The 22,093-nt window shown below is 51.5% G+C and carries 29 protein-coding genes and 1 pseudogene; 13 read left to right on the top strand and 17 right to left on the bottom strand.

The genetic code is table 11. From position 1 onward, the window contains the following. Positions 1-346: 346 nt before the first annotated feature. From SynRS9902_RS09370 to SynRS9902_RS09380, 3 genes are all read right to left on the bottom strand, one after another. Positions 347-1,399, bottom strand: a complete 1,053-nt coding sequence (locus SynRS9902_RS09370) for an inverse autotransporter beta domain-containing protein (protein ID WP_255446090.1) — start codon at positions 1,397-1,399, stop codon at positions 347-349. Between the two features lie 107 nt (positions 1,400-1,506). Next, a complete protein-coding gene (locus SynRS9902_RS09375; RefSeq protein ID WP_186508925.1) occupies positions 1,507-2,109 on the bottom strand; it encodes a hypothetical protein in 603 nt (200 codons plus the stop codon). Positions 2,110-2,312: 203 nt separating this feature from the next. Further along, positions 2,313-2,552: a hypothetical protein gene (locus SynRS9902_RS09380; RefSeq protein ID WP_186510681.1), complete on the bottom strand. Its 240-nt coding sequence runs from the start codon at positions 2,550-2,552 to the stop codon at positions 2,313-2,315. A gap of 129 nt (positions 2,553-2,681) precedes the next feature. On the opposite strand from SynRS9902_RS09380, the gene SynRS9902_RS13855 reads away from it, so the two are divergent. Next, positions 2,682-2,762, top strand: coding sequence for a DUF1651 domain-containing protein (locus tag SynRS9902_RS13855; RefSeq protein ID WP_370586342.1), 81 nt, complete (start codon positions 2,682-2,684; stop codon positions 2,760-2,762). 443 nt (positions 2,763-3,205) lie between these two features. Here SynRS9902_RS13855 and SynRS9902_RS09390 read toward each other — a convergent pair whose 3' ends face one another. Then, entirely contained in the window at positions 3,206-3,376 is a 171-nt protein-coding gene (locus tag SynRS9902_RS09390) for a hypothetical protein (protein WP_186508927.1), read from the bottom strand. Between the two features lie 228 nt (positions 3,377-3,604). On the opposite strand from SynRS9902_RS09390, the gene SynRS9902_RS09395 reads away from it, so the two are divergent. Next, positions 3,605-3,850 carry a DUF3104 domain-containing protein gene (locus SynRS9902_RS09395; RefSeq protein WP_186508928.1) on the top strand — a complete coding sequence of 82 codons (246 nt, stop codon included), beginning with the start codon at positions 3,605-3,607 and terminating at the stop codon, positions 3,848-3,850. A 455-nt stretch (positions 3,851-4,305) separates the two neighbouring features. Next, complete coding sequence (locus SynRS9902_RS09400) at positions 4,306-4,500, top strand: hypothetical protein (protein WP_222929455.1); 195 nt, start codon at positions 4,306-4,308, stop codon at positions 4,498-4,500. A gap of 1,134 nt (positions 4,501-5,634) precedes the next feature. Here SynRS9902_RS09400 and SynRS9902_RS09410 read toward each other — a convergent pair. Together SynRS9902_RS09410 and SynRS9902_RS09415 are read right to left on the bottom strand one after the other, a co-directional pair. Continuing rightward, positions 5,635-5,817: a hypothetical protein gene (locus tag SynRS9902_RS09410; protein WP_186510682.1), complete on the bottom strand. Its 183-nt coding sequence runs from the start codon at positions 5,815-5,817 to the stop codon at positions 5,635-5,637. A gap of 430 nt (positions 5,818-6,247) precedes the next feature. Continuing rightward, positions 6,248-6,520: a DUF1651 domain-containing protein gene (locus tag SynRS9902_RS09415; RefSeq protein WP_186508931.1), complete on the bottom strand. Its 273-nt coding sequence runs from the start codon at positions 6,518-6,520 to the stop codon at positions 6,248-6,250. 126 nt (positions 6,521-6,646) lie between these two features. Here SynRS9902_RS09415 and SynRS9902_RS09420 point away from each other — a divergent pair, with 126 nt between their 5' ends. The 5 genes from SynRS9902_RS09420 to SynRS9902_RS09440 all read left to right on the top strand — a co-directional run bounded on the left by SynRS9902_RS09420 (position 6,647) and on the right by SynRS9902_RS09440 (position 9,880). After that, a complete protein-coding gene (locus SynRS9902_RS09420; protein ID WP_186508932.1) occupies positions 6,647-6,925 on the top strand; it encodes a DUF3764 family protein in 279 nt (92 codons plus the stop codon). Between the two features lie 242 nt (positions 6,926-7,167). Beyond that, on the top strand, positions 7,168-7,455 hold the full coding sequence (locus SynRS9902_RS09425) for a hypothetical protein (protein ID WP_186508933.1): 288 nt from the start codon (positions 7,168-7,170) through the stop codon (positions 7,453-7,455). 494 nt (positions 7,456-7,949) lie between these two features. Further along, positions 7,950-8,159, top strand: a complete 210-nt coding sequence (locus SynRS9902_RS09430) for a hypothetical protein (protein ID WP_186508934.1) — start codon at positions 7,950-7,952, stop codon at positions 8,157-8,159. A gap of 142 nt (positions 8,160-8,301) precedes the next feature. Next, complete coding sequence (locus SynRS9902_RS09435; protein WP_186508935.1) at positions 8,302-9,471, top strand: PHB depolymerase family esterase; 1,170 nt, start codon at positions 8,302-8,304, stop codon at positions 9,469-9,471. A 250-nt stretch (positions 9,472-9,721) separates the two neighbouring features. Next, positions 9,722-9,880 carry a hypothetical protein gene (locus SynRS9902_RS09440; protein ID WP_186508936.1) on the top strand — a complete coding sequence of 53 codons (159 nt, stop codon included), beginning with the start codon at positions 9,722-9,724 and terminating at the stop codon, positions 9,878-9,880. Positions 9,881-10,090: 210 nt separating this feature from the next. Here the strand turns inward: SynRS9902_RS09440 and SynRS9902_RS09445 are convergent, their stop codons facing one another. The 7 genes from SynRS9902_RS09445 to SynRS9902_RS09475 form a co-directional block, all read right to left on the bottom strand. Then, on the bottom strand, positions 10,091-10,249 hold the full coding sequence (locus SynRS9902_RS09445) for a hypothetical protein (protein ID WP_255446091.1): 159 nt from the start codon (positions 10,247-10,249) through the stop codon (positions 10,091-10,093). A gap of 682 nt (positions 10,250-10,931) precedes the next feature. After that, the gene (locus SynRS9902_RS09450) at positions 10,932-11,132 is read right to left on the bottom strand and encodes a hypothetical protein (RefSeq protein WP_186508938.1); all 201 of its coding nucleotides are present in this window, start codon (positions 11,130-11,132) and stop codon (positions 10,932-10,934) included. Between the two features lie 213 nt (positions 11,133-11,345). Then, positions 11,346-11,570 carry a hypothetical protein gene (locus SynRS9902_RS09455; protein WP_186508939.1) on the bottom strand — a complete coding sequence of 75 codons (225 nt, stop codon included), beginning with the start codon at positions 11,568-11,570 and terminating at the stop codon, positions 11,346-11,348. A 469-nt stretch (positions 11,571-12,039) separates the two neighbouring features. Beyond that, positions 12,040-12,135, bottom strand: coding sequence for a DUF1651 domain-containing protein (locus SynRS9902_RS09460; RefSeq protein ID WP_186508940.1), 96 nt, complete (start codon positions 12,133-12,135; stop codon positions 12,040-12,042). Between the two features lie 100 nt (positions 12,136-12,235). Continuing rightward, the gene (locus SynRS9902_RS09465) at positions 12,236-12,412 is read right to left on the bottom strand and encodes a hypothetical protein (RefSeq protein WP_156782960.1); all 177 of its coding nucleotides are present in this window, start codon (positions 12,410-12,412) and stop codon (positions 12,236-12,238) included. Between the two features lie 350 nt (positions 12,413-12,762). Continuing rightward, complete coding sequence (locus SynRS9902_RS09470; RefSeq protein ID WP_222929456.1) at positions 12,763-12,966, bottom strand: hypothetical protein; 204 nt, start codon at positions 12,964-12,966, stop codon at positions 12,763-12,765. A gap of 430 nt (positions 12,967-13,396) precedes the next feature. Next, positions 13,397-13,747: a hypothetical protein gene (locus SynRS9902_RS09475; RefSeq protein ID WP_186508942.1), complete on the bottom strand. Its 351-nt coding sequence runs from the start codon at positions 13,745-13,747 to the stop codon at positions 13,397-13,399. 573 nt (positions 13,748-14,320) lie between these two features. On the opposite strand from SynRS9902_RS09475, the pseudogene SynRS9902_RS09480 reads away from it, so the two are divergent. The 3 genes and pseudogenes from SynRS9902_RS09480 to SynRS9902_RS09485 form a co-directional block, all read left to right on the top strand. Then, positions 14,321-14,539, top strand: a pseudogene (locus SynRS9902_RS09480) (DUF3104 domain-containing protein); the annotation flags it as partial. Between the two features lie 97 nt (positions 14,540-14,636). Next, on the top strand, positions 14,637-14,861 hold the full coding sequence (locus SynRS9902_RS13535; protein WP_222929457.1) for a hypothetical protein: 225 nt from the start codon (positions 14,637-14,639) through the stop codon (positions 14,859-14,861). Between the two features lie 62 nt (positions 14,862-14,923). Further along, a complete protein-coding gene (locus tag SynRS9902_RS09485; RefSeq protein ID WP_255446092.1) occupies positions 14,924-15,091 on the top strand; it encodes a hypothetical protein in 168 nt (55 codons plus the stop codon). Positions 15,092-15,440: 349 nt separating this feature from the next. Here the strand turns inward: SynRS9902_RS09485 and SynRS9902_RS09490 are convergent, their stop codons facing one another. After that, on the bottom strand, positions 15,441-15,641 hold the full coding sequence (locus SynRS9902_RS09490) for a hypothetical protein (RefSeq protein ID WP_186508945.1): 201 nt from the start codon (positions 15,639-15,641) through the stop codon (positions 15,441-15,443). Between the two features lie 142 nt (positions 15,642-15,783). Next, entirely contained in the window at positions 15,784-16,263 is a 480-nt protein-coding gene (locus SynRS9902_RS09495) for a hypothetical protein (RefSeq protein WP_186508946.1), read from the bottom strand. 906 nt (positions 16,264-17,169) lie between these two features. Here SynRS9902_RS09495 and SynRS9902_RS09505 point away from each other — a divergent pair. Further along, on the top strand, positions 17,170-19,380 hold the full coding sequence (locus tag SynRS9902_RS09505; protein WP_186508947.1) for an ELWxxDGT repeat protein: 2,211 nt from the start codon (positions 17,170-17,172) through the stop codon (positions 19,378-19,380). Positions 19,381-19,384: 4 nt separating this feature from the next. Next, positions 19,385-20,473 (top strand): TIGR03032 family protein, encoded by a 1,089-nt coding sequence (locus SynRS9902_RS09510; protein ID WP_186508948.1) that lies wholly within the window; start codon positions 19,385-19,387, stop codon positions 20,471-20,473. 756 nt (positions 20,474-21,229) lie between these two features. Here SynRS9902_RS09510 and SynRS9902_RS09515 read toward each other — a convergent pair. Then, positions 21,230-21,469, bottom strand: a complete 240-nt coding sequence (locus tag SynRS9902_RS09515) for a hypothetical protein (protein WP_186508949.1) — start codon at positions 21,467-21,469, stop codon at positions 21,230-21,232. A 95-nt stretch (positions 21,470-21,564) separates the two neighbouring features. Then, entirely contained in the window at positions 21,565-22,092 is a 528-nt protein-coding gene (locus SynRS9902_RS09520) for a hypothetical protein (RefSeq protein WP_255446093.1), read from the bottom strand. Position 22,093 lies beyond the last annotated feature (1 nt).

Consider the following 22,093-nt stretch of genomic DNA (forward strand, 5'->3'; position numbering starts at 1 on the left):
AAATGGGTGCGTCTATTACTTTCAACGTCGACAAGTTGATTCGGAAGCTGGACATCATCCAGAAATCACATTTGCCGAAAGCGTCAGAACAAGCATTGAAAAGCTTGGGATTTGACCTGCGTGAGGTTTTGTAGAAGGAGATGCAAGAAACATACGGAAGTCTCTCGGCTTACACCCTGCGCAGCCCGTACTTCAAGCAAGACGGCATGACGCTGACGGTTAGCATCAGCGATAAGGCAAGAAGTGGCCTGAGCCCAAGCAATAAGAAACCCAGCCTTACGACGGGACTAAATATAAAATAATGACAGGTATTGAATGGTACTAGGTATCAGACGGATTTAAGAAATTAGTCAAGAGTTAAAGAAATAAAATTCTTACTATCGCATGCCATGATCCTTGATTTATCACGGGGGAAGTCGTCGTTAAGGTCAAAAATACAACCGGGATAGTCTGTATCATCGTGAATTCTCACGTCGCGGTTGTTTGGTCTTGATACCAGCGACTTGATGACAGGCAGTTGTTGAACTTCTTTGCGTTTGGCTGCTGTACTCGCACCACCAAAGCGAACTTTTAGATCAGCTGAAACTCTGGTATCAAAAGCCTCGTCGTAGGACACGTTGATACCTGCCGTTAGTCCTTGGGTGATGTCATAAGCCAGTCGACCACGCACTCCAGAGCCGTCAGCATCTTCCTGGTCACGGTGCTGGTAGTAATAACCAACCGAGGCATGAAGTGCTGGGCTGATGAAATAGCCAACATCCAGCCCATAGGTGTTCAGGGCTCCAGAGTCATAGTGACTATTCAGCCTTTGCTCAACGTCACCAACGGGGATTAGCCCATAGCCGTTGAATGTCCAACCATTGGAGACCGCCTCTGCATTCAGTGCAATCTGCTGGAACCCAACAGTCTTTTTATTGGTGACGCTGATGCCAGTGTCGGTATTGCCTGATTTCAGTGAACGGCTGTCATAGCCAGCGTTCAGCCCATACATCCAACTGCGGTCGCCATTCAGCCAGCGGTAACCCAGGCGGGTGGAGGTGGAGAAGCCTCCTGCAACATCGGTGTTGATGATGCTGCTGTAGCTATCTCGGTCGCCGAAGTGGGCGTTGACCAAGGCATCGACAAACCAAACGCTGTTCTCACCAACCGACAGCGGAAGGAACCCGCCAATACCTGCCTGATTGGGTGTGCCTGCACCTTGCAGTGCGCCTTGGAAGCCAATGGTGGGTTTAACGACGTCCTTGAGGCTGATGCTCATCACATCACCAAGGTCTTCTGCAGTGCCGTCCTCAGCCTTGGTTGGAAGGGGAGCAATGGCGATAGCTGAAGCCAGCAATCCAACTGAGATGCGGCGAGCATCGGACAGGTTCGATTTCACGAATGCTGCCGTCGGAGCCATGAGACGTCATCCAGCGACGTAATGCTGTGAAGCGACTGCATTGAGTGTTCCCCGCTCTGCTCAGGCAATAAAAACCCCGCCTTACGAGAGGGGTCAGCGCATTTAAATCAGCTTCCTCCCTGGGAATTTTGCTGCTGCGCACCACCCATGCCCAGCAGCGTTGCCAGGGCTGCATCATCCAGCTCGATATCGCTGAATGCACCGGCATCGTCCATTTCTTCAAGTGCAATACCGAGTTCTTTTTTATCGAACTTGTAACCCTCTTTCTTGCCTACTTTGATAATGCTCTTCAGTCCTTTTTTGCCATCAATCAATGTTTTGCCATAAAGCTTGGAGACCTTAGTGTCAGACAATTCGTCCTGCAGTGCCGTGATCTGATCCTTGATGTCGTCACCTGTGATGGCATCACCCTTATGAGCTGAAAGCCCCTCAAAGTTCTCAGCATTTAATTCCGGTTTTCCTTTGAAATTGGCGAGCAACCCACTCTTCTTCTTCTTGCCCCAACCCTTCTTCTCACCGTTGGCATTGAAATACAGCTTGCCTTTGCTTTCGTCGTAGACCACATCCGCATCGCTCTTCATGAGCTGCTTCAGTTCCTTCTTGCTGTGAGCAATGGCAAACGTTCCGCCATTGATGTTCTTGACGCTGTAGCTGGCATCAGGGTCAAAGTCTTTGACCTTGGAAACCTTCTTGGCGTTGAACTTAGGCATGGGGTGCAACAGCCGAAAGGTAACTACCGTTTTAGCCCGCTTTTGGCGCCCATCCCACTTCCTTTTGCCAGGTGGATCGTTTTCTATCTGCCATGAGAGTTCCCCCCCCCTCGCCAGACTCCGCCCCATGGCGAATAAGGACCGCAGCAACCATGAACCACCACCAAAGCCCGGTGGTGAGGGCTGGCTTTACAGCTGCATCTCTAAGTTTCCTGATCAGCGTGCCTTCTCCACAGAGTCCATGGCCGCTTGGCTTGAGGAATGGCCTCCTGTTGAAGTGTGATCTGCTGTGCTGTCTCGGCTTTCTGCTGGGCTTGCTGTTCGAGTTCCGCAGAGAGAAACAGGCCTGAAATGAAGATCATCAGGATGCTCAGGACTGCTGCGAACAGATACATCGTTGACCGAGCGATGGCTTGTTCCTGCTCCTTGCTCAGATCATCCATGGCTTGGCCCAAATCTGGTCAAGGTGTATCAGTAAGAACTCTTTGTTGCGATTACAGAGGGTGTTGTTTTGTGTGCGCACCTTCAGCTGGGCGCCACCAAGGCCACAAGTGCCGATGACCGAGCGGCGGATGCTCAGACACAACGCCATTGCGGCCTGGGACAAGATGCTGCGAACCGGGTGGCAACGGTGCCGGCCCCCAGTGCGTTGAGGGTGCTTCTTCCCCTGCTCGTAATGCAGGTGGTCAAGGTGATCTCAGGCTGATCTGCGGTGCTGGGCTGAGGGCATTTCCCCTCGTTTTTGACGGTCCGATGGCACCTGTGCCGACCAACGCGCTGGACCATGGCCGGAATTTCCCCTCAATTTTCCCCTTTTCAGCGACGGCCGAAATTAAGATGCGTTGTAGTGCAATGGATTCGGGGCAAATGATTCATTGCATGGCATGCAGGGGGTCATGAGTTCGAGTCTCCTTGGCTCCATTCTTCAAAACCCTTCCACCGCAAGGGATCTCGGGAAGCCGAAAGGCTCCTTTTTGTTGCCCGGAAAGTGGCTTAGAACAAAAGTTAGAACAAAATCCAGGCCCAGACAGGGCTTTGTTCTGCGGACGCCAAGCCCCGCCAGCGTTTTCTCGGCTCTCTCCAGTCTTCTGCGGGGTCAGCCCCATCCCGATTGAGGCGACCGGGCAATGGTCTCAACCGGCAGTTTTGTTTTAAATCGGCCCGGATCTAGAACAAAATCCGCCTTCACCGCACCGGGGGCCTGCAGCGCACCCAGCCTGCTGTCGTCCAACGAGAGAGGCAGCGTTGCAACCTCGTTGCTGCTCATTTGGTCGCTGCCATCGCGTCATCTGAAAGGAGCACAGTCCACGACAGGGGCGATGTTGTCTTCGGAGGGTTCCTGCAGCCTCCATCCAATGGTTTCTCCAATGACCATTGGGCGCTGATCACTGCACTGACTCCCTGAGGCGATGCGGGGAGTCAGATCAGCGTTAATTCACAAGCCATTGACCTCGCTGCACCACCAGGAATAGTACAGATGAACCAAGAAGGGAGTATGTCGGTGGATCATGCAAGCGGCGTTTCGGCACCCGGTTCAGATCCGGTGTTCCTGCATGTCCGGCCGGGCATGACGGTGATCGTGGAAGACGACAAGGACTGGCGGATGGCCGACGTGATCTGGGTCGACGGTGGCGCCCGCAACCCGAAGGTGCCCACCCTGTTTCAGGTGGCTGATGTCGATACCGGCGTCATCAACTGGATCAACGCTGACGTTTTGACTCACATCGTTCCGAGGGTCTGAACCGCTGAACGTGTAGGGGGACACCTCAGAGACGTACGGTCCTGGGTTCTACTCGCGAAGGACTGCTCAGTCGGCATGAAGACCTCACCCCCTACCGCTTCAGGCATCGTTATGCCTTCGAACTGGACCGCCGGGGGATCAATGACCGCTCGGGTTCGACCCATATCGACAGCACCTGTTAGACGTTTGCCCGCCACCACGACGACACGGACCGTGAAAAAGCCGGGTGCAGCTATCCCCTCGCAACCCGGCTGACGCATTCACCTTTATGTAGCTGTAGCTGGACTTAGCCCGTCCCGTAGAACCTCGGTTATGGCTCATTGTTCAGCTGAATACATGAGCTGACTGGCGCATTGACTCAGGGGGCGCCGTGGGGCTCGTCTGTGCAGGCCTGAGCATCCCCCGGATGAGGGCTCTCTGACACAACTTCACGCCTCTCCTTTTCACTTGGCAACATGGCTGGTCGGATCGAGACGGAGCCCTTGCTCGACGAGAGCCTGGGCTCTTTTTCTTCGGCGAACGAAACCACCGGCCAGAAAGCCGACGGATGGTGGTTCCGCAGCTCCGGCTCGGTGCAAATCAACTGGAGCTCCTCTGTCGTAACCCTGCTTCGACAGGGCGTGACGCATCACCTGCTACCTGCTGGTTGAGGGAGACGCGGGCGAGGGAACCCGCTGGCTTTCATCTCCCCATGACGTGGCAGTGGTGCTCGCGTCGTGGCCATCATTAAGCAGCACTTAATCGTTCTCAATGAGCTGTAATGCCTAGTAGGTGTGCAGGGGGTTACATATCGGCATCTGATGCAGCACGGTTGATTCGAGGGCAGTGGTGCCTTCATGCGTCGCGCATGGAAGGGGATTGCTGAGGGGCCTACCCCTTTTTTATCTGCGACTTAGTCCTTTCCACGGCAGCCCGTTGAAGTCTTGAACATGGACGTGGGGCGATAGGGATACCGCCCCGCCTTCTTCTTGAGGTCAAGCGAAACCACCGGCAAGTCGACCGAGCAATTGATGGTCTCGCTACCCCAATGGTGCGACCGTCCCTGGGGTACTTCAGGAATAACGCTGGCGAAGAAGCTCGTGACGTATCAGCGATTACTGGAAAGCACTCTGACCTGCATCGCTGAACTGGTAGCTCTCTCTGCGTAGGTCTTCTTCAAGCTTTTGCAGTTTTGCGGTTAAGGCGGCAACTTTCGTGCTGTGACCAATGGATGAGAAGTAGGCAAGCCGAAAAGCCTCCCACCGAAGACCGAACTCCAGCCTCTCTATTGGAGTTTTGACTGCTCGCATCTCACTCCCTATCAACAGAAGAAAAAACTAAAAAGGTGGCATCGGTCGATGCAGGGAATGTGTCTGCGAATGTTTAGTGATTACCGCCCTGCAGTCTTATCTCGAGAGCAAGGCGAGACGAAAGATACCTCTGTGCGGAATAATGGAAGAATCCTTAAACGAGGAGCCATGGCTATTGCTGTTGGCCCGTCCTGCCCGCTTCACCTCGGTGTTCTCGATAGTCCTGATTACTGGACTGACGAAGCTCTCGTTTCGGCCGTTAGGCCTCTTTCGGCGCACGAGCTACATCAGCTCGCTCTTGGCTCTGAACGAGAAAGGCGTCATCAGCAAGGCAATGACCTGAAGCGCTGAGGCTTCACGTCTATGCACAATTTATGGTGCTATGCCGTAAAACCCATTCTGTGAAAGGGATGTAAGTACGACATCCGAGAAATTGACGAGGATCTCTATCTGGCTGTGTTGCAGGCGGCCAAGCAGGCTCAGTCCGCCGTTTGATCAGCCGTTGAGCAGCTCCCGTAGAAGCGCGCGGTGAGCGTTTTCGGCTTCGATGCTCTCCCGCATCTCTTTGGGGAGGCGGGCTTCAAGGATGTCCTGTTTTTTCATCTCCGTGGAATAGCGGCTGCTGAACGCGCTGAAGCGATCGAGATACGACCTTGCGGCTTCTGGGGTCTGTTTCACGGAAGAAAACCTCGCATTGGAACCAGTGGGTTTTGGCAGTTACATCGATGCCCCTACAACCACACGCCTCGATCACATCAATATCTGAATGCTGCTCGATGTAAGTCTTGAATCCTTCGTTTGTCGGTGTAAACGGGTAAGACCTCGCATTTGCCGGAGGGCAGAGCGCCAGGGCGAGGAATGGGAGGAGTAGGCGTTTCATTGTTCAATCAACTTGATTCCGGATGGGTTGAAGCCTTTGAGGCGTTCAGACCAATCGACAGCTGTTAGTTCCCCTTCTGCGCATGCAGGCGGCAGGAAACCGAGAAACCCAGTGTTGACGGGATTTCAGCTGAAACAATTAGACACTCTGGGAAAAGCATCTGGGAAAAATGGGAAGTCACCCGTGCTGGGAAAACCAACCTGGGGAATTTACGCGTTTTCCCCGCCTTCACCGCACCGGCGGTCGGCAGCGCACCCAGTCCCGTTTCAGCATCGTCGTCCAGGCCTCGATCGCGTTGTGCCGGAGCATCGGCCGCTCGGTCATCGGCACTGGTGGCCGGGGCGGGATCCAGCTGTAAGTGCTCACTGCCACCCATTCGGCATGAGCGCTTGCTGAGTCTGGTTTGAACTGACAAAGCAGCTGCTGTTCAGGACTCACGAGCCAACCCTCACCGCCTGGTTTCACTGGCGGGGGATTGGTGGCGCGGTCCTTGTTCGGCATCGCCGGAGTCTGGCGATCGGGGAACACACACGGCAGATAGAAAACGATCCACCTAGCAAAAGGAAGTGGGCTGGGCTCCTGAAGCTGGTTAAAACAGATCTATTGCGAACTAGAACCATTCAAACCATGACTGAGACAACTGTTCTGGACTTCAAGCTCAGCAACACGTTTGAGGAATATCGCGCACATATGAATGCTCCTGAGCAGCAAGCGATGTTTGCCGAGATGGGAGTCAAGACCTTCTTTATTGGCGTCTGCAAGGACGACCCCAAAAGAGCGACAGTGATATTCCAGGGACCCGAGGACGTCCTCTACAACATTTTCACGAACCCAGAGACCAAGCCGATTGTCGAAGCCTCTGGTCATGTCTACGAAGGCACCGTGATCACTCGTTGGCTTGCATAAGACACTCCACTCGCCTGTGTCATTGCCATGATGTTGCCTCAGTTGGGGGAAGCCGTCGGCCAGGTTTCGTTGTTCGAGGGCTTTTTTCTAGGCAAGCGAAGCCACCCTTTCGCTAGGTGACCTCGCCGCTCCCAAATGCAAATCAATGGGGGCTATCCGTTTTTAGCTATTGAATATCGGTAGCAATTGCATCAACCAATACATATGCCCTGCAATATACCTGGATTTAATAAATTGGCTCCATGAAACGCTTTCTATTCGTCGCGGCAAGCCTCCTGCTTGCGCTTACTGCGGAAGCTGAGGTGCGGGGGTATGGAGAGCTAACTCTTGATTTCAAGCGAGCAAAAAAGACGGACCAGTCAATCGTAATTCCAGCTGAAAATGGTCAAAAACAAAAACTATATGTCGCAGTTGTATGCGAAGGCAGAGTTTTTAACTCTACCGATGACGAAATGATATGGGGCGAATGGAGGGAACCTAATAACATTTTTGAATCTAGAATTGTAGCTGATGTATGTAATTTTATTTGAAATAAGCTAAATTACTCTGTCGCAAGCCGGGGTTTTAGCGTCCCAGGCAAGCAGAAAGCGAATAAGAGTAAATACCCATCAAATTTTGTGATAAGTTGCTAAGTTTTACACGCTCTCTGTTTCGGATTGTTGAGGCTTTTAATGGCCGCTCCGGCAACTTCCTCATGGACCTAAACACCATTCTATTTGCAGTTGTGATGGTCGGTGTCGCAGGTTTCATTATTTTTGAGGCTGTGAAGTCAATATCAGAGGAATTTAATTTTAAAATTCCCTCGATTGGATTTCCCAAGTTAGCTCTTCCCAAGTTCTCTTCAGCGAAAGCGGACGTCTCTACTCCAAAGAGATCCTTCCGCCACAATTTTTGACATTGAATTTGCGTATCTAAGTCAGCCTTGAGAAGGCTATAGATGCGCAATACGCTTTGCCCCGTCGCAAGGCGGAGTTTTTATTGCCTGATCAGAGCGGGGAACACTCACGGCAGTCACAACTGACCCATGACCCGCGACACCCGCATTGTCCTGTTCCTGATGGGTGAACCGGTGACAGCACAACGAGCCAATGACCCTGATGCCCTCAGAGGCTTGCTGTACGAGGGCATTCAGGAGCTTGGAGCAACAAAAGTCGAGCAGTTGCTATTGGACTGGCTCCACTCATTCCTGTCCTTGGATGAGGGGACAGACAGGGGAGCTGGCGATTGCAGCTGAATATTTCCAATCGTTCATATCAGTAAAATATTTTCCATTAGCTCAACCTTTGACTAATGTGTAGAGAAAATCAAATCATGAAAAATCTTTTGATGTTGTTTGCTATACAGAAGTCGTCCGTAAAGTGCATGAAAAGATTTCCATGAAATCCGTCATGCAAGATACTGGCTTCCTGAAACGACTAAAGCACGCTAGGAACAAGCGGGAATACTTACTTTACGTACCTCCAAGTTATTCTCATGGGAAGGAGTCGCCAGTCGTTTTAAATTTTCATGGATTTGGATCAGCTGCCTCAGATTACATGCACTACTCTGACTGGAGAAATCTATCAGACGAGAATGGGTTTTTATTGATATATCCCCAAGGCTTGGACCTTGAAAAAGGAGGATCTCACTGGAATCCTGATCCTATATCAAGTAATAACAAAAGCAGCTCAGATGACTTAGGCTTCGTAGATAAAATAATCAAAAAAATATCAAAAAAATATTCGCTTGATACTTCTCGTGTTTACGCAACCGGCTTTTCAAATGGAGCCGGAATGGCTTATGGATTGGCACGATATCGCTCCGATTTAATGGCAGGGGTCGCGCCTGTATCTGGACTTTCAAGTTATCAACAGTTATCAACACACTCAGAAGTTTATCCCGTGGGCTTAATCAGTTTCAACGGGAGTGAAGATTGGATCCGTCCAGTGGCTGGCATAGAAGGATATCTCGCATCGGTCGCAGAGGTTTCCAGCTACTGGTCAAAGATAAATGATTCAGGCGAAAGTGAATCTCAAATTTTCAAGCAAAGATCCGGTGAAGATGTTGAGAAATCGTCTTATATCCGAGACAATGGATCGACAACCATTGATCAGTACATTATTAAAAGAGGTGGTCACGAGTGGTTTGACTTAAATATTGAGAATAAAAATCTTAATCAACTTGCATGGGATTTTCTTTCGAGACTCAGCAAAAGAGACGGAAAACTGGAGATAACTAAAGGCTCTTACTACGATGTTTTCGTACCGAAAACCTATAGGCGCAAAGCAATCGATAAAATTATTAATTTTAAAGCTTACAATGATAAGCTCAGGATTGATATCAGTAATTTTGGGATTGAGAAAAATGCTACCTTTGTAAGCGGCAAAAATAAGGCAAAAGTTAAAAACAAACTTGCCGAAAAGAATTTCAACTTCCTTTATGACCAAAAGAAAGGCAGCCTTTATTTCAACGAAAATCGCTCGGAAAAAGGTTTCGGCAATGGTGGTATTGTCGCAATACTCAGAGGTGCTCCTGTCTTGACCACAGAAAACATTGATTTTATTTAGAAGATTATTTGAGAGCGTTGATATATGGTTTCGAGTGCCAATAGACGCACAAGGCCCGCAAGGGAAAAGCAGGGGGCGTTGTGATTGCCGCTATCCATCTCCCGACAAATTCTTTACGATAAATCAACCGACCTGTATCAAAAGAACCAAAATCAGCTTTTCAGCAGCAACCTATACCTTCTCTATGTAAATGCCTGAAGTTTAAAATCAGAAATCACCTCTAAATTTTGATGCCATCTCTTCTGCAGTTATGGCATTTGATCCCGCCGGCAAAGCTCGCATCGTCTCCTCAGAAGAGCTGTCGGCATGGTTCAGCGGTCGACTGGAGAGCCTGACCAGGGATGAGCGGTGGCTGGACGCCAGAGCGCTCGCTCAGGAGTTCTTTCTTAAAGGGCAATCAGACGCCTGAAGCTGCCAGCTGAGGGATGCATGTTGTCCGAAGAAAAAAGGTGGCTTCGGTAGACCACTCAATGGGCAAGCGCATGTTGAACCTGCAGACCCAGGGGGTTCTGCACCTGGGAGTCGAGGACCACTTGGCCTCCTCCCTAACAACGGGGGAATCGAGGGCCGCAAGGACTCTTCCCCACATCATTTAGGCAAAGGTGGTCGGGCAACGGGGCTAGCGGTCCCAGCGACGCCTCAGCTGCGGAATCACTAGAAAATCCATCACCGCAAAGCTGATCAGGCAGGGCACAAATCCCCTCTCCACAACACCGCACACCAGCCGCCGCGGATCCAACACACAGACCCCCAACTGAGCAGCCCAAAAAATTGCCACCTTTACGGCAAACGAAATCAGAGAAAACCGTCTTTCTGCTGCACTGAGGCGAAACACAGCCAGCACTCAGCACGCCGGTCCCACAATCGACCGATTCGCTTCAAAAAGCAATGAGCACGACAGCTGATTGCCGAGTGCTCCACGGCTGCCGAGAGTGTGTGCATCGAGATCGGAGGAGCCCATGACGGCCGACACTCCACCTGAGCAAACAGCAGAAGCAGCCTGACTTTCTGGCCCCTGCTCCAACTTTTCAACCCAAACGTGAGCACTTCGTCTGTGACGACACTGCTGTGCGTCTGATCAGTCGACACTCCTCTGCGCCGTCCGTCTAGGTGCCCTGCAGGAGTCCCGCTTCACATCTGGTCCAAATGGCCCCAGGGTTGCCACAAGCCAGACGCTTCGACCTTTCTCTTTCAGTCCCATTGCCAAGGTGATCCCCAAAGGCAACACGTACTGACTAGGTCGACTGCAATGCATAAACGAGCGAGCTAGGCCGTCTCTCCCATCTGGGAGGGGCGGCCTCCCTCTTTTGCGGAGATTTAGGCATTAAGCCTTAGCCATCGGCCATAGAAAAAACAGCAGACTCATACGGCCTGCAGAGGCTGAATGAAAGGACTCCACACGAACGTTGCTTACTTCGATGGCACTGTCGCGATTGCAGTCCTTGTAATGACTTTTGTTGTTAAGGCAACGGCTTAACGAGGCATTGCTCCAGCTGATCAACGTCCTTCTGCAGGGCATCGACTCTCTGCTGCAGCTGTTGCTCGCGGGCGTGCTCAGCCTCATCCATCTGCTGGCGGCCGTCGTTCATCATTTCGGTGTAAGTCAGCGCCCTGGGCTTGATCGGTTTGTTCGCTTGAGATGGATCTGCAGGGTGAGTCATCAGAGCCCTTCCCAGCGGTCAAGCGTCCGGCGACGAAGCCAACGCCGCCAGCAATGACAGCAGCCTGCATCTGCCACATCAGACGCCGATGCCGCCATGCCGTCCTGTTGAGCCATATCCCGGTCCCTACCGCAAGTATCAGAAGGATGATCAGGCCAGCCTGCCCAGGGCTTGTCTTGGCTTTTGAAGCGACTGGTTTGATCGGCTCAGCCATCAGTTCTGTACCGCCAGGGCTTCCAGCTCATCTGGCTGCAGGTTGAGAAGCTGCTGATGCAGGGCAATCAGTGTCAAGCCCCGGCGCACACCCTCAGCTGCGCAGGTGCCAATCGCCTTGCGAACCGTAGCATCCAGCCCGGCGTCGGAGAGATGAGTGAAATGGGTTTCCAGCTCTCGGTTGACCTCGATCATTGCGCTGATCACCGGCTCAACTGAGTGCATCGAGAGCCTGCTGCGGATTCCAATATTGGCCCGAAATCGACTGCAGACAATGGCCAAAATCGAAAAATCTGAACGAGTAAGCGCAGCCCAGGCGGCTGCTCGCCCTGGATTTAGAGCTGCTTAATCAGGGCTGATCACATTGGCTCTAATCCAGGCTCTAAGCGACCAACTTCCACCCCCTAAAACTCAGTTACTGCAACGGTTTTAGGCGCAAGGAACTACTGCTTACTAAGCAATTCGAGGCCAATCAGAGCGCTGCCTGATCACCGCACGGGAGGCCGGCACCGGACCCAGCCTGTTTTTTGCTGTAGGCAACAAAATGCCGAGGTTGGTATCGATTCACGCTGAATCGAATGGTGTCACTGGCTTATTCGAGGTTCGTTCCGTTCTGGAGGGCTCCGGGGCGGGACGCGGACCCATGTCAGCGGCAACTGCTGGGTCCGTCTGTCATAACGAAAATGATTGGTCCTCAGCGCACAGGCGGGGGGCAGCGCATCCAGCCCCTCTTCTGCATCGTCTGCCAGGCCTCGATGGCGTTGTGGCGAAGGATCCGCCGCTGGGTCATCGGGACGGGTGCAGGAGCAGGACCGACGGATGCAGCTGCAGGAGGTCAGCTGATGACTCCCGCCGACGAACCACCGGCGCCAAAAGGAGCGCAGGGATGTTCAGCGGGTTGCTGCGAATCCGTTTTGGCGGAGATACATCAACCCTCGATGCTTCTGCGAAGGAATGGCATCGGCACCCATGAAAGCGGCTTCCAGACGCAATAAGGCGGCCTCTTTTTTGGCGGCGGTCTTATTCACTGGTGCAAATGCTGAACCGTTCCAATACAACGTGGTCATCACAGCTCCTGCAGAGTCCAAGCCCCCGTTCCATGGCTTGGATTGAGCTGCGCCCCGCAGAAGTGAGGTGAACGTTTGGTAGCGGACGCTACACGTACTTAATAGACCTCCTGGCGGTCCCTGCGCAACTCTGGCCAGGGATTGCACACAAGGAGAGAAATGCAGCGACAGCAGTAGTCAGCAATTGGTGCCAGATCACACATCAATTGCCGGCAAACCAAGGCGTGTCACCCAGTTGAACGACACAGGCCAACAAAGGGTGTCCACAATCCGGAGACCCTTCTCACGGCTTCCCAGGGAAACCCCTGAAAAACAGGGCATAGGCCAGCGCAATCAACGGGGGATGGGCCTCACAAAGGAAAACCATCCGGGGCACACAGGATTGGCCCATCAGGCTCCTGGCTCGTATGCATATCCAGCGTGTCGACCATCGCCTTCGTCAGTGCAGACGAGCAGCGTTCATCGACCACATAACGCTTATCGTGCAACGACCTGATCGCCAGAAAAATGGCGTGACCCAAGGCCTGCGTCCGGTCAGTCGGTTGAAAAGTCATTCACAAAAAATCAGTGCCACAAACCCTGAACCACAACCTGCTTACGCTCAACTCGTTTGACACCACCCAGCCAGCTCACCCGGGGTAGGGAACCTGTTGGGGTCGTCAACCTGCTGCTGACCCTGGGGGTGGGGTTGACTCTCTTTGCTGGGGGTCCTCTCGGGGAGGAGGGCGGAGGCCGCGATCTGCCCTGCGATCTCTTTACCGGGGGATGGGGTCGACCGTCTCAACAGGGTCTTTCCCCTCGCTTTTCCCCTTCGACCATCACCAGCAGCATCACGAACTCAGGCACTGCAATGCAGTTCAGTGATTTGACCCCCTGCACACCCTGCAGAGGATCACTCAATTCGGCGACCCCTCCCCACCTACCACCGATATGTGAGGGAGTTCAGCGGCCCAAATACCAACCACCCCAACTCAACCTCTCCTCTCAAGAGGCGACCTGAGGGCCAACGCCGACCAATTTGCACTGTGCAGCCACAGCCGCCACAACTGCACAGGGTTGCTTCTGGCTGAAGCCCATTGCCACGGCACCTTCGAGTTGATGCAGTTTCCTGGCCAGATACTCTTCCCGCTCTGTTTGTCGCATTGATTCGAGCACCGCGACATTGGCCTTGGTGATGTACTTGCGGACGCCCCTATCACCAAGACCCCAGTTCTTGACACCTAGTTGAACGATCTCGAAAGAAGTCTTTCCAGAGAGCTGCCATTCAATTACTTGTGACACGCGGCGTTCTGATTCGAACTTTATAGCCCGTCCTTCTTTTTCTTTAGCGGCCACGATTTAGTTCCGCGAATGTTGTTTCAAGTGTAATCACAAGTTTCTCCGTGGTTCCAACATTGTCCTGATAAATACCGAGAGACACCTAAGCGGCTCTGCGTTGTTGCTCCAGGAGTACTTCGACCTCTTCGTTCGTAAGTTGTCGCCCGGTCATTGCGTACAGCTTGTTGGCGATTTGGTTGGGTTGTGCATCGGGATGATCGCGAACGATGGACCACAACGTCCCTGATTGGCCGTTAAGCGTGGGCACGACAACTTCCACACTTTTCCCGTTTTCTGAGGGAGTCTGATTGGCACCCCCCACACACACACCCGGTAGGTCTGGGCTCAAAGTGTGTAAGTCACCTCCACAGTCAGCGACACTATGGAGGTCGTGTGTAGGCAAAGACTCCAGTCTATGACTGTCTTCTTTCACTACTTCCATACTCTTAACTATTACACCTATAAGGTGTGAGTCTCTACGAACAACCCCTGGCTGGTTTTGGCCAGAAGTGTGGAGGTGCTGAGCGCCCTCAGGACGCATCTCCAGCGGAATGAAGAACTTGGGCTGAGCACCTTGCTTGACCTTGCCCTGCGCCCAAGTCGGATCCTGTTTTCCCGCACGTCAAAGCAGGCATGACCGTGATCGTCACCGACACAGAAGGTGCCTGGCGGATGGCTGATGTGATCTGGGTCGATGGCGGTGCCAGGAACCCCAAGGTCCCCACGCTGTTTCAGGTGGCGGATGTCGATACCGGCGTCATCAACTGGATCAATGCCGACCTGGTGACCCACATAGTTCCCAAGGTCTAGGGCCACCGCCAGAAGCGGGGTTAGGCAGCGCAGGTCTCGATATGGAGACAGCGGGTCAGCCAGGCAAAAACCATCTGACAATCACTATCTGCTTCAAATGAACGTGGCGCGCTTTCTGCTCAGGGACGGGAACAAGGTTGGGGCTGAGGTCTCACCAGAAGGGCTTGAGGTCTTCAGCTACGAAGACCAGAAGGGACAAGTGATCCACGCTTTGGCAACGGTCAAAGCGGAACAGGAGTTCCTTAAGCAGGTCCCCTCGAAGCTTCTGCCCTTGTACGTCCGCATGGATCAAGCCCTGGCAAAGACTGTTGGTCGGAGCTGACGGTCTGAACCTCGTATCAAATGAGTCGCTCAGGTTCTGAGAACGCCGTTAGATTCATCGGCATGAAACACCTGAACACGGCTGACATCACTGCTTCGTACGGCGTCCTACGCGTCCGCGCCGCTGTTGTTATCGCCGCGATCATGGCTGTGCTGGTTTTCGTTGGCGGCGCCAACGCTCACCACAACGGTGAGGCCGAGGCTCCTCAGAAGACTGAAATCGAAGCCTGAACTGGAAAGCTAGTAACTGGCTTTTTCGGACATGTCCGGTCGCCAATCGAAGACATGATCCCAAAGGTGATTTTGAGATCACAGGCGCACGGGACAGGACACATCAAAGGTGTAGGTACTTGCGTCAGATCTATGTACTGCGTTGAACGGGACAATGGCCCCGATCAGTGGGCCAGAGAAACTTGCTTTCAAACTGAATTCAAGGCGTTCGTTCATGCCCGGACAAAATCGCTGGCAACAGGGAATACCTATCGAGTTCTGTTCAGCAGCCCCTCCATTACAGGAGAGGTGCTGAGAGTCTCGAAAGGCAAGGCACTCTTAGATGCCGATGAACTAGTGGGATAGGGGTTCAGACGTCGATCACGTTGGGAGTTCTACATATCACTGCCATTCTTGGCGCAGCATTGTTACCAACCATGAGATTGATCGTTTGGCCGTTGTCAGCTGCGCTGGTCTCCCTAATAACCTCCGCGCCTGTTTCGGCAGCATGGATGGTGCTGGTCGTTGGATACACGTCCCCAACAACCATCAAAAAGGAGTTCAGCACCATGGAATCGTGTGAAGCAGCAGCTGAACACATCCTTCGCGTACGAACGCCTAAGGACCCAACGACCGCAGTCTCAGGTGCCTGGAAGTACAACTACAACATCGGACGTGATTCTGAACCCGCAATGTCGATGCTGTGTGTGCCTTCAGATGAGGATATGAAGGCCGTTCAAGAAGGGCTGACTCAAAAGGAGTGGTTCAGGGACTTGAACGAATGAGAAAGCTCCTGCTCCTCGTTCTGGTCTTGAAGCATAAGAGAAATCGGAACCCCCGATGCTTACGGCAGTCGAAGTAGGACTAGCCTTAAGTCCGGGCAACTGATCCAACGCAAAAGCTAAATAAGGCGTATCGTCAGAGTCCCACACTTTATTGGGTCCAATGGCATCAATAAGCCGTTTTTCGTGCTTTTTGCTGTTTCCAACTTTTAAATACTTGAAGTAGCCATTTTTGCCAGCATGTTCAGCAGCAATAAGCACATTCTCGTTACCCGACTTCTTATTGTATCTGTACTCTGAGAAAGAGTTGAGTACCTTTCCTCTTTTGTCAAAATTTATCCCCCCTATCCACTTGAATCCGGTTACAGGATCTTTTCCGGAGTAGAAATACACATCTTTTTCTCTCTGCACGGAAATGCGTTTTATGCCAGCTCGTCGAGCATATTTAAAAATTAGTTTGTCTGCTCGCTTGAGCCTCTTTTCATACAGAAAAGAATTGTTTTAATAACTTTATCATGCAGGCAAAGAAAGCTGTTGCGTAGTCAAAGTTCGGCACGGGCGTCATCAACTGGGTCAACGCCGACTTGGTGACCCACATCGTTCCGCGCTGCTGAACGCAAATGGAAGCGGGCTAGGTGCCAGAAGCGGGTTAGTGATGCTGAGTAAGCAGAACATCTGTAAGGCCCTGCTGATCCAACGAGCCAAAACGCCATTCAGTTGCCAAGATCAACTTAGTCAACACGAGCCCTTTTTAATAGAGCTGCGGGGGACTCATTTTTTGGGTAGGCAAGCAACTGTCCTCGTAGGGATGGCCTCACCATTCTCAGAAGTGTAAATCAACGGCTAGCAATTCACCTGTGGCACTGTTACTCAATGACCTGACGCATCACTTGCTACTGGTCTGAACAGGAAAGCGCAACAGCAACTGAAGCGGATCCAGTAGGGACTGTTCAGGTCGCCGCTGCAGGCCAAAGCTGACCACCTTTGGCTTGCATCAAATTCAGGTTGAAGAATGTTATCAAATCTGTAGGCAATAATTCAAGCACTTGCTACTAGAAAATATGACGCGTAAGCATTAAGCCTCACGCCTAAAGCGACTTTTTGTGCCTAGGAGAGGTATAAAACAAGAGGGGAAACAAAAACTAGTCACTCAACGAACGCAGGATGGAAATGAGATGATTATCAACTTATTGCAATATATAGTTTTTCCTGCTAAGACTTAGAAAGTGCCATGAGGATCGCCGGCTTAAGCTTTTTTAAAGCATCTCCACAGCGCTTTTTAATCGTAACCACTTCTGACTGAACGCACCAATAGTTATGGCATTTCCTCGACTAGTCAAAAATATCGATGGTCAGGAAGGTGACTCCTTCCCGAGCAGCCTAACGGCGGCTGGTAACAATCTATTCTTCGCTGTAGACAGCGGAGGCGTCGGACGGGAGATCTGGAAGTCCGATGGCACAGAGGCAGGTACAATTTTGGTAGCAGATATCAACAAAGCTACCTATTATGGAGACTATTATGGTACTCAAAGCTCCAACCCAAAGCATTTAACTGCGATTGGAGACACTTTGTTTTTCTCCGCAGATGATGGGTTCAATGGAGAAGAGTTATGGAAAACAGACGGAACATCTGCAGGAACTGTACTCGTAGCAGATATCTCTCCAGGATTCGGAAACTACGGATATCCAAGTAGCTCCAATCCAAAGCATTTAACAGCGGTTGGAGACACTTTGTTTTTCTCCGCAGATGATGGGTTCAGTGGAGAAGAGTTATGGAAAACAGACGGAACATCTGCAGGAACCTTACTAGTAGCAGATGTCTTCACAGGATTCGACACCGGTGGCTATCCAAAGGATTCCGAACCTAGATACTTGACTGCAGTAGGCGACACGCTATTTTTCGCCGCGAACGGCGGGAGTGGCCATGAACTCTGGAAATCCGATGGAACGGAAGCAGGTACCGTTCGCGTTGCGGATGCGGACCCGAGGTATTTAACTGCAGTTGGCGACACTTTATATTTCATTGCAGATACCAATACTTTAGAAGGATTGTGGAAGTCAGACGGTACACCCGAAGGAACCATCCTCGTAAAAGACATCTTCCCAAGAAACCTGACCGCAGTAGGTGACACGCTATTTTTCGCCGCGAACGGCGACGGCGGCCAAGAACTGTGGAGATCAGATGGTACATCTGAAGGAACCTTTCAAGTTGCCGACATCAACAAAAACGTCGGGCAATTTGACTTTGATGCTCGCGGTTCCAACCCAAGGCATTTAACCGCAGTTGGAGATATCTTATTCTTCGCAGCGGACAACGGTGATGGCGAAGCACTATGGAAATCAGACGGCAGTAAAGCTGGAACTGTCCTCGTTGCGAATATCAAACCCGGAATCGACGACGAATACTACCCGAGCAATAATTACCTCACCGGAGTTGGCAATACCCTATTTTTTGTGGCAGACGACTACAAGAGTGGAGAAGAGCTTTGGCAATCAGATGGGACACCAGCAGGCACTGTGCTCATTTCCGATATCAATCGAGGTAATGCCGATTCCAACCCTGGAGAACTCACCTTAGTTGATGACACTCTGTTCTTCTATGCAACAGACGGGAAGAGTGGAGAAGAGCTTTGGGCGCTCGAAGTTGATCCAGAACCTTCGACTACTTCACTGGCACTGACCACGTCTTCGGTCAGCAAAACCGAAGGGGAAAGCGGTTTCAAACGATTCAAATTTACTGTCGATCGTGCGGGAGATCTATCATCATCTAGCGAGGTTGCATGGACAGTTTCTGGTATGGGGAAAAATGCTGCCAGTGCAGATGACTTCGCCAAGGGCATCCTTCCATCCGGTACTGTGCTCTTTGGCTCTGGTCAAGGAACACGCACCATCACCTTCCGTGTCAAAGGGGATCGGTTGGAAGAACTCAACGAGAAATTCAAAATTACACTTTCAAACTCAAAAAACGCCACAATTACTACTGCTTCTGCCAAAGGCATTATCAAAAATGACGACCATATCGGTACTGCCCGTAGTGAGACCATCATAGGCGGTCGACCTGCAGACTTTATCAACGGTCTTGGTGGTAAGGACATACTTACGGGCGGCGGAGGTATCGATCGCTTCGCTTTCCGGTATGGGCAATCGCGTATCAAAAATCCAGATCACATCACCGATTTCTTTTTTGAAAAGGAAGCAATTTCTCTTGTAAATCGAAAAGGTAAATTGCTTCACGTTCCGAGAACTCTCAACCATGCTGCTTACAACAGCACTGCTGAGACATTTAAGGACTTAGCTGATGCAGTCTTCGCTGACACTAATCCTCTTATAAAAGGCAATCAACCTCTAGCCCCTAAATCTGCTGCTCTTGTGTATTCCTCCAACCCCGCCATAGAAGGCACCTACCTCTTGATCAACGACGGCAAAGCTTCCCTTAACGTCAAGAAAGACCTATTAATTAACATCACCGGCTATAACGGTATTATGCCAAGTGTCGGCAATGTTCCTGTGGACAAGATTTTCGGCTGAATAAATGAAAGCTGGAAAAGCTTCCACGACTGCTTCAGGGGTAGACGCTCAACGGCCAAAACTTGCCGTTTCTTATGAGCACAACAAGTCTTTTCCTGCTCTTTTAGAGCGGTTGGATCTTTCTGTCCTGTTATCTACTTACCAAGCCGGGCGTGTCGTGAGTGTGGGAAGCCATAATGGAAAACTTCAGCTTGGCTTCTCACACTTTGACCAAGCCATGGGCCTTTGCCGCACTCCCAGTGGCATTGCTGTCGGCTGCCGGTATGTCGTCTGGACTTTGCCCGCCAGCCGTGAGATCGCACCATCTATAAAACCAGAAGGTGCGTACGACATAGCGTTTTTGGCACGCTCTTGCCACCAAAGTGGACCGGTGAGGGGCCATGACCTGGCCTGGGGCAATGGCCGCCTCTGGTTGGTGAATACACTCTTCAATGGACTGGTAACGGTCGAGGGCAACTGGAGCTTTGTGCCCCAATGGCAGCCGCCTTTCATCAGCGGCTGGGCCGCAGGTGATCGTTGCCATCTCAACGGGTTGGCACTCAAAGAAGACGGCAGTGCCCCGGCTTTCGTTACCGCTCTGGGCGAGACAGATACTGAGCATGGTTGGAGGGAAAACAAAGCCAACGGGGGTTGCTTGATCCATGTACCCAGCGGTGAGGTGGTGCTGCGAGGACTCTCCATGCCTCACTCACCCAGGCTTTACCAAGACCAGCTCTACGTGCTCGACTCCGGCCATGGAGCCCTGTTGCGCGTCGATCCCAAATCCGGGGAGCACAACACAGTTGCCCATCTGCCTGGATTTACGCGTGGACTGGATTTTTTTGCTGGTTATGCCTTTGTTGGTCTCTCTCAGATTCGCGAAACAGCAGTCTTTGGAGGACTCCCCATCGGAGAAAGGCATCAGGAATTGAAGTGCGGATTAGCCGTTGTGAATCTGAGCAATGGTTCTATCGATGGCCTTCTATGGTTCCAAAGTGGCATAGAAGAAACATTCGCCGTCGCTGTATTACCCGGTTGGCACAACCCAGCTGTAATCGGCCCAGATACAAGTACTGATGCCAGTCAGACGATATGGCTTGTTCCACAAATGTAGCTTGTTGACTTCTCTCAAAAACGAACCAATACATCAGCTACAGATGATTAATTGTATGCAAGGCTGATCTTCCTGGGCTGTTGATTGGTGCATATTGAACGTCATGGTAAGAACTACGAGAATTACAAAGTCGAATAAGTCCCAACAACAGTGGCTTCATCAGCCCTGTCCTCAGCGGCTTTGGCCTGATCTACTGGATCAACGCTGACCTCGTGACTCACATTTGCCCGAGGGTCTGAAACTACGGGAAATCCCGTTGATTAGAAGTCGATCACGTTGGGCGTTCCACCAACGGCACCGAGCTCAGCTGGAATCCCAGCCGACTTCAGCCGCTCCCGTTCCAGCCTCAGGTAGCGCTTCCGCTGTGCTGAGCACATAGGCCCTGGCTCAGGCAGGTCAACGAGCCAACCAGCGACAAGCCGGTTGTAATGACGAATTTGCGCCAGGAAAATAGTCGCAAGCGTTATTACCGAAGGACAACCATCCCCGACGGCTCAAACGAAAAAATCCGACCAATCAAGGAGATTCAATCAACTATATAAATTCCATTGGAGGTGCCTTCATTGCCATTTATTCCAGTGAAGCTTACAAGGGTTCCTATGAATTTTCTACCCGCAGGAAGACTTCCAAAATAATTCGCGCTGAGCTTATGGATTGATCAATTTTTCTATATTCAATATCTATAATGACTCGGCCTGACTGAATTGGAATCGCACAATTATTCCCCGTAAGAATGGTTATCGCACATTTTCTCTTTTAAATACTGTAATTAAAATCAAGAACATTATCGGCAGCTACGCGGCTTGAGGCGTTAACAATGATGCTTTTTGTTGGCCTATCAAATTCAACCAAGCAATTATTTCCAGACTCTCCGCACCACGCCTCAAAGCGACTGATTTGATTGGAAATGTTATTTCCAGTATCCGCATCACCAAAATCAGCACTTACTGGCATTGAGAGGCAACAAGCCATCAATACCATCGCAAGCTTTTTCATCTTTGATGCAGGGCTCTCGCCATTTTGAACCAAACAGCCGCAACACGCATTACGGACTGCCTCCTGATCCGAGAGGCCACACCAAGACCAAGTCCTTAGACAGTGACAGTCTTGCTGTCCTCTAGTGATTGCAGTGTGTGCCGGATCTCTTGCAGCTGCCGCCGCTGCTCAGCCTCCAAGACGTTCTCACGCAGAATCTTGAAGCTCTCGCTGAAGGCCTGCGTTCTGGCGTAGGCCTTCACATTGGGATCCAGCGCGATCTGGATAAGTTCATCAGCCAGCCTTGGTGCAGCTGAAGTCAACAAATTGTTGGCGACGTTGAGGTTTTCACGTACCAACGTTTCGATGACCTCTTCAGCCCTGCGGTCTCGATACCACTTGCGAAGGCATGGTGCCTTGATGCCAACAGCTGCAGCCGCATCAGCCCAAGTGGAACCATTGGCGCAAAGCATCAGCGCCTTGATGATGTGCGGAGGAATTGGGTCGTAGCGGTTGATTTCGTGGTTACTCATTACGCTCCAGGATAAAAACAAAGTGCTTCGTTTTGATGTCTGCCTAACTGCTTCTTGATCGCACGATTGCGACGTGACATGACGATCCAATCGTCCATTGTCAGGTTCCAAG

The sequence above is a fragment of the Synechococcus sp. RS9902 genome (assembly GCF_014279635.1).
GTDB lineage: Bacteria > Cyanobacteriota > Cyanobacteriia > PCC-6307 > Cyanobiaceae > Parasynechococcus.

Excerpts from the sequence above, each read along its gene's own strand:
- SynRS9902_RS09395 (WP_186508928.1), top strand. The coding sequence starts at position 3,605 with ATGTCGGTGGATCATGCAAGCGGCGTTTCGGCACCCGGTTCAGATCCG.
- SynRS9902_RS09465 (WP_156782960.1), bottom strand. The coding sequence starts at position 12,412 with ATGACCACGTTGTATTGGAACGGTTCAGCATTTGCACCAGTGAATAAG.
- SynRS9902_RS09430 (WP_186508934.1), top strand. The coding sequence starts at position 7,950 with ATGACCCGCGACACCCGCATTGTCCTGTTCCTGATGGGTGAACCGGTG.
- SynRS9902_RS09370 (WP_255446090.1), bottom strand. The coding sequence starts at position 1,399 with ATGGCTCCGACGGCAGCATTCGTGAAATCGAACCTGTCCGATGCTCGC.
- SynRS9902_RS09425 (WP_186508933.1), top strand. The coding sequence starts at position 7,168 with ATGAAACGCTTTCTATTCGTCGCGGCAAGCCTCCTGCTTGCGCTTACT.
- SynRS9902_RS09470 (WP_222929456.1), bottom strand. The coding sequence starts at position 12,966 with ATGACTTTTCAACCGACTGACCGGACGCAGGCCTTGGGTCACGCCATT.
- SynRS9902_RS09375 (WP_186508925.1), bottom strand. The coding sequence starts at position 2,109 with ATGCCTAAGTTCAACGCCAAGAAGGTTTCCAAGGTCAAAGACTTTGAC.
- SynRS9902_RS09490 (WP_186508945.1), bottom strand. The coding sequence starts at position 15,641 with ATGGTGCTGAACTCCTTTTTGATGGTTGTTGGGGACGTGTATCCAACG.
- SynRS9902_RS09485 (WP_255446092.1), top strand. The coding sequence starts at position 14,924 with ATGAAACACCTGAACACGGCTGACATCACTGCTTCGTACGGCGTCCTA.
- SynRS9902_RS13855 (WP_370586342.1), top strand. The coding sequence starts at position 2,682 with ATGCTCAGACACAACGCCATTGCGGCCTGGGACAAGATGCTGCGAACC.
- SynRS9902_RS09510 (WP_186508948.1), top strand. The coding sequence starts at position 19,385 with ATGAAAGCTGGAAAAGCTTCCACGACTGCTTCAGGGGTAGACGCTCAA.
- SynRS9902_RS09450 (WP_186508938.1), bottom strand. The coding sequence starts at position 11,132 with ATGACTCACCCTGCAGATCCATCTCAAGCGAACAAACCGATCAAGCCC.
- SynRS9902_RS13535 (WP_222929457.1), top strand. The coding sequence starts at position 14,637 with ATGAACGTGGCGCGCTTTCTGCTCAGGGACGGGAACAAGGTTGGGGCT.
- SynRS9902_RS09460 (WP_186508940.1), bottom strand. The coding sequence starts at position 12,135 with ATGACCCAGCGGCGGATCCTTCGCCACAACGCCATCGAGGCCTGGCAG.
- SynRS9902_RS09440 (WP_186508936.1), top strand. The coding sequence starts at position 9,722 with ATGGCATTTGATCCCGCCGGCAAAGCTCGCATCGTCTCCTCAGAAGAG.
- SynRS9902_RS09390 (WP_186508927.1), bottom strand. The coding sequence starts at position 3,376 with ATGAGCAGCAACGAGGTTGCAACGCTGCCTCTCTCGTTGGACGACAGC.
- SynRS9902_RS09515 (WP_186508949.1), bottom strand. The coding sequence starts at position 21,469 with ATGAAAAAGCTTGCGATGGTATTGATGGCTTGTTGCCTCTCAATGCCA.
- SynRS9902_RS09415 (WP_186508931.1), bottom strand. The coding sequence starts at position 6,520 with ATGCCGAACAAGGACCGCGCCACCAATCCCCCGCCAGTGAAACCAGGC.
- SynRS9902_RS09420 (WP_186508932.1), top strand. The coding sequence starts at position 6,647 with ATGACTGAGACAACTGTTCTGGACTTCAAGCTCAGCAACACGTTTGAG.
- SynRS9902_RS09380 (WP_186510681.1), bottom strand. The coding sequence starts at position 2,552 with ATGGATGATCTGAGCAAGGAGCAGGAACAAGCCATCGCTCGGTCAACG.
- SynRS9902_RS09400 (WP_222929455.1), top strand. The coding sequence starts at position 4,306 with ATGGCTGGTCGGATCGAGACGGAGCCCTTGCTCGACGAGAGCCTGGGC.
- SynRS9902_RS09455 (WP_186508939.1), bottom strand. The coding sequence starts at position 11,570 with ATGCACTCAGTTGAGCCGGTGATCAGCGCAATGATCGAGGTCAACCGA.
- SynRS9902_RS09505 (WP_186508947.1), top strand. The coding sequence starts at position 17,170 with ATGGCATTTCCTCGACTAGTCAAAAATATCGATGGTCAGGAAGGTGAC.
- SynRS9902_RS09435 (WP_186508935.1), top strand. The coding sequence starts at position 8,302 with ATGAAATCCGTCATGCAAGATACTGGCTTCCTGAAACGACTAAAGCAC.